At 70.2% G+C, this 215-nt stretch carries 1 pseudogene; it reads right to left on the minus strand.

Annotated elements, in window-relative coordinates:
• Positions 1–215, minus strand: a pseudogene (locus IF17_RS1000000138865) (MarR family transcriptional regulator); the annotation flags it as partial.

Raw genomic sequence — 215 nt, forward strand, 5'->3', positions numbered from 1 at the left:
CCCGTAGAGCGGGAGCTGCTTGGCCAGCTCCTTCACGCTCATCGCCGCGCCCTCGGGGAGATGGTCGACAAACGCGGCAACGTACCGCTCGCGCACAGGAAGAACGCTGAAGTCGCGCGGCGTGCGCTCAGGTTGGCCGGGTGCGGAGCGTTTGCCGTAGCCGGGCTTGGCCATCGGGTACGCGGCGGAGCGTGCGGGGTCAGGCAGGGCAGAGC

Source organism: Streptomyces cyaneofuscatus (assembly GCF_000718135.1).
GTDB classification, from domain to species: domain Bacteria; phylum Actinomycetota; class Actinomycetes; order Streptomycetales; family Streptomycetaceae; genus Streptomyces; species Streptomyces cyaneofuscatus.